Here is a 3594-nt window from a genome sequence, read left to right as displayed (position 1 = left end):
GTTAGGGTGCCTATGGGTCATTCGGAGGATGCCGAACCTGCCAGCTTTGGCAGGGTAGGCAATGACGGTGGCCTATGCCGAAGAACGCAACACACCCGATGACAGGTCACAAGTTGATGCTGTGTTCCGCTGCGTGGGAGACTTTGCTTGGCTTCCATTGGAGGATCAGATCGAGGCAGCAACAGCCGTCGCTGGCAGCGGTCCTGGATATGTCTTTGCATTCTCGCATCACATGCTCAGGGCAGCTATGGCGACCGGAATGAGTGAGGAGTTGGCTGACCGGCTGGTGCGGCAAACTCTTCTTGGGGCCTCTACTCCTCCCACCTCAGATCAACGCCTTCCCTTGGCCGTGAAGAAAGCTGTAACCAGCAAGGCAGGTGCGACGGAAGCGGCGCTGGCTATCTTCGAAGCCGAAGGCGGGCTCGCTAACCTCTGCCGGCCGGCAGTCGCTGCCGCGCAGAACCGGTCGATTGAACTCTCTGCAGCTGAGTAGAGAGACTTTGGCTTGCGGAGCCGGAATTGCCTGCAGAACGGCTCCAAGCTGCCCTTGAAAGGGTCATCGCTTCGTGTTGATTACCAACCTATTCAGGCTCCGCAGGTGAGGCAGACCCAGTCCAAGCCGTTGTCCTGCCCTTGCTCCCTTTCGCGGGCCTTTCGGGCCTGTCACGTCCCAGCAGTGAGCCTTCCCTTTGCCAACGAAATGAAACCTCTTGGTGTATGTACCAGCAGCTTCTGCCCTTCGGAAAAAACAGTCATTGGAGAGCGCCAGGTGGACGACGTGAAGAGCCCTTCGCCGTTCGCGCTGGCCGCAGCGAATGCAGGTGCAGCGATAATGGCCCACTCATACCAACGGCCTTAGGCGTTGACCGCTTTCGCGTATTGTTTCTGCCCTGTTCCGGAACGGAATGCAAAATGGCCCTGCCAATCAGTCAGGGCCATTTCGCTTTGTTACTGGGGTCAGTTTGCTGCCGCCGTTGTTTCCGCCGTGTCGTAGTAGGCAGTCTCGAAATCATAGAATGACTGGACAGTCTTTTCATCGACGAATGGCAGGAGCTGGCTCATCCAGACACCGCCGATGTCGTTCTCCCGGTCAATCCAGAAGAACGTGTTGCGGAGTCCGGCCCATGCCAGGCTTCCAGCCGGCCGGCCCGTCGGTGCCACCTGCTCGTTGATCATGAAGCTGAGGCCCCAGGTCTTTTCCAGGCCGGGGAAGAATTCCGCATCGGCGGAGCGTGACGGGTCATAGGTTGTCAGCATGGAAACCCGGTTATCGCCCATCTGGTTCTGCGCCATCATTTCGACGGTTTCGGGTTCAAGGATCTGCGTGCCGTCCACGGCGCCATCATTCAGGATCATCCGGATGAACTTCATGTAGTCGGGAACAGTGCTATACATCCCACCGCCACCATAATCCCTCGCGGGGTTCTGGTCCGTGATCCAGTCCGTGCCTACCAGGCTTCCGTCTTCTTTTCGTTCGTGGCTGGTCACCCTCCGGCTTTCCATCTCGGGCGTGAGAGTCCAGCCCGTGTCCGTCATCCCAAGAGGGCCAGTGATGTTCTCCGTAACGTATTCCTCGAGGGGCTGTCCGCTGACCTCCTTCACCAGGTAGCCGATCCAATCGATGCTCTCACCATAGGCCCATCCCTCTCCGGGGTCGAAGACGAGGGGGCGCAACCAGGTTTCTTCGTCTTCGTAGTCAAGCGCCGGCAGAGGACCCGTAGCCTTGACATACTGGTCGAGCTTTTCGTTCCATGTCGTGTAACCAAGCCCCGATGTATGGGTCATCAGCTGGCGCAGGGTGACTTCCGATTTGGGCTCCCTGAGAACCGGCTTGCCCTCGGCATCGAAGCTGTCCAGGACCATCAGGCGGTCCGCAACCGGAAGCCAGGTCGAGATCGGGGAATCGAGATCGAGCTTGTCCTCCTCCACCAGCTGCATGGCCGCCGCCGCGACGATGGCCTTGGTCATGGAGGCGATATTGAAGACCGAGCCCTCGGATACGGCATCCTCACCACCTATATCCCGGACACCGAAGGCACCGGTATAGATTGCCTCATCAGCCGTTGTGATTCCTCCCACAGCCATCGGGATGTCACCTCGCTCCACCGGAGCGGAAAGAGCTTCATCCAGACGCTCCTTCAGTTCGGCATTCCCCTCTGCATCCTGGGCAAAGCCGGAACCTGCAATGACTGCGCCAAGACAGGCCGCAGCCGAGATGCGTTTCAGATTCTGATATGTCATTGGTATTGCCTCCCTCCGATTGCAGTTCTGCAATCTGTTTCGGTCTAGCAACCCTGAGAGTAGGCCCGCTTCACGATTCGCCACAAGAAATATCATGCAGATCGTGCAGAAGACGGAGCCTCGACGGGGGGCCGGGGCAGGTAGGAGACGCGCGGGCTATGCTGCAGCGCGTGGAGCGCCTTCACTGACGACCCTGAGCGCGTCCGATCAATTGCGACGGGCAAATCTGTAAAGCGGTCAATGCTCAGAGCCGTTGGTATCACATACTTAATTTGCGGTGGAGGGCGGGCCTCGTATCCACCATCGATGCACGTTTGTTACGGACGATGGCGGAGCTACGGTTCAGCTTCGAAGCATTAGCGGCAAACGGACCCTCTCAGTGCATCACTGGATCGGATTTGGATGCCGCTGATGGCAAGCTGCGGTCGTCTACTGTGAGCTCTTTGAGTAGATCCTTACTTCGTGTTCGCAATCGCGATCGCTGCTGACAGTATAATGGCGTCCTCAAGGAAGCCTGAGGATGTCTGACCCCATCGCTGTATGGCCCACTTGCGCATGGCAAGCCCACAGTAGGACGACGCTATGGCTGCTCCCATGCCAAGCGCCGCACCTGCGACCTGACGCTGTGGTGGAGCAAGGGCTGCCCCCGCAAAGCCGCCAGTGATTGTTCGGGAAAGCAGGCCAAGAAACACTGTGCGATCTGGCGCGGTCTTCATCTTGTCGCCCGCCATTTCTGCCGCAGACATTGCCACTCCGCCGGCCGCGACCTGCGGGAGGCTCATCAGCCGTGCCTCAGGATTGTCGTACGGAAGAGTACCGCGACGCGCGGCACCGGCCAATGCGGCAAGCGGCGTCATCGAGCGCTGGCCGGCAACAAGACCCATCAGGATCGAGCGTAACATGGTGCCTCCTGTCCATCTGCTCGCAGCAACGGGGGGAGGCCATCAGGAGTTCCGAAGGAAGCTGCGGCGGCCTTGGAGAACGGCTGCTCGTGTGAAGGCAGAAAAACCTGCGTTTGACGCATCTCAGGAGAACAGCCGGTAGCATGGCATGTAGGCGGGGCTCTGGATTTTCCTGCGACACTTTTGCTTTGCGTCGCAGACGTCACTTTCTTTTGCCGCTCGCAGTGTAGGATGTGCTTTGAAACCTTCTGTGCAGCACTGCGAAGGAGCAGGTGATGGACTGGCTGGCCCCAGTGAACGCTTATTGCGAGCGGACTGGCGCGGACTATTGGTCCGAGCCAATCAACGCGCTGACCAACTTTGCCTTTCTGATCGCAGCGCTCGTCATGGTGTGGCGGTTGCGCGGACCCGACATGGCGATGGGCAGGGCGCTGGCCGCGGTTCTGTTCGT

At 59.0% G+C, this 3594-nt stretch carries 3 protein-coding genes; 1 reads left to right on the top strand and 2 read right to left on the bottom strand.

Annotated elements, in window-relative coordinates:
* Window positions 1–61 precede the first annotated feature (61 nt).
* Window positions 62–493, top strand: a complete 432-nt coding sequence (locus ACLHHB_RS07635) for a pyrroline-5-carboxylate reductase family protein (RefSeq protein WP_410217675.1) — start codon at window positions 62–64, stop codon at window positions 491–493.
* Between the two features lie 464 nt (window positions 494–957).
* On the opposite strand, the gene ACLHHB_RS07630 is transcribed toward ACLHHB_RS07635, so the two are convergent.
* Together ACLHHB_RS07630 and ACLHHB_RS07625 are read right to left on the bottom strand one after the other, a co-directional pair.
* The gene (locus ACLHHB_RS07630; RefSeq protein ID WP_410217674.1) at window positions 958–2337 is read right to left on the bottom strand and encodes a serine hydrolase domain-containing protein; all 1380 of its coding nucleotides are present in this window, start codon (window positions 2335–2337) and stop codon (window positions 958–960) included.
* Window positions 2338–2696: 359 nt separating this feature from the next.
* Window positions 2697–3143 (bottom strand): hypothetical protein, encoded by a 447-nt coding sequence (locus tag ACLHHB_RS07625; RefSeq protein ID WP_410217673.1) that lies wholly within the window; start codon window positions 3141–3143, stop codon window positions 2697–2699.
* Between the last annotated feature and the right edge of the window lie 451 nt (window positions 3144–3594).

Origin of the sequence: Paracoccus sp. (in: a-proteobacteria), assembly GCF_046462195.1 — a bacterium.
Classification (GTDB): Bacteria; Pseudomonadota; Alphaproteobacteria; order Rhodobacterales; family Rhodobacteraceae; genus Paracoccus.
The sequence above is the reverse complement of the archived record's forward strand: the minus strand, read 5'-3'. Positions and strand labels throughout refer to the sequence as shown.

Bases quoted from the DNA above. Each gene is read 5' to 3' on its own strand.
- ACLHHB_RS07635 (WP_410217675.1), top strand. From the start codon at position 62: ATGACGGTGGCCTATGCCGAAGAACGCAACACACCCGATGACAGGTCA.
- ACLHHB_RS07630 (WP_410217674.1), bottom strand. From the start codon at position 2,337: ATGATATTTCTTGTGGCGAATCGTGAAGCGGGCCTACTCTCAGGGTTG.
- ACLHHB_RS07625 (WP_410217673.1), bottom strand. From the start codon at position 3,143: ATGTTACGCTCGATCCTGATGGGTCTTGTTGCCGGCCAGCGCTCGATG.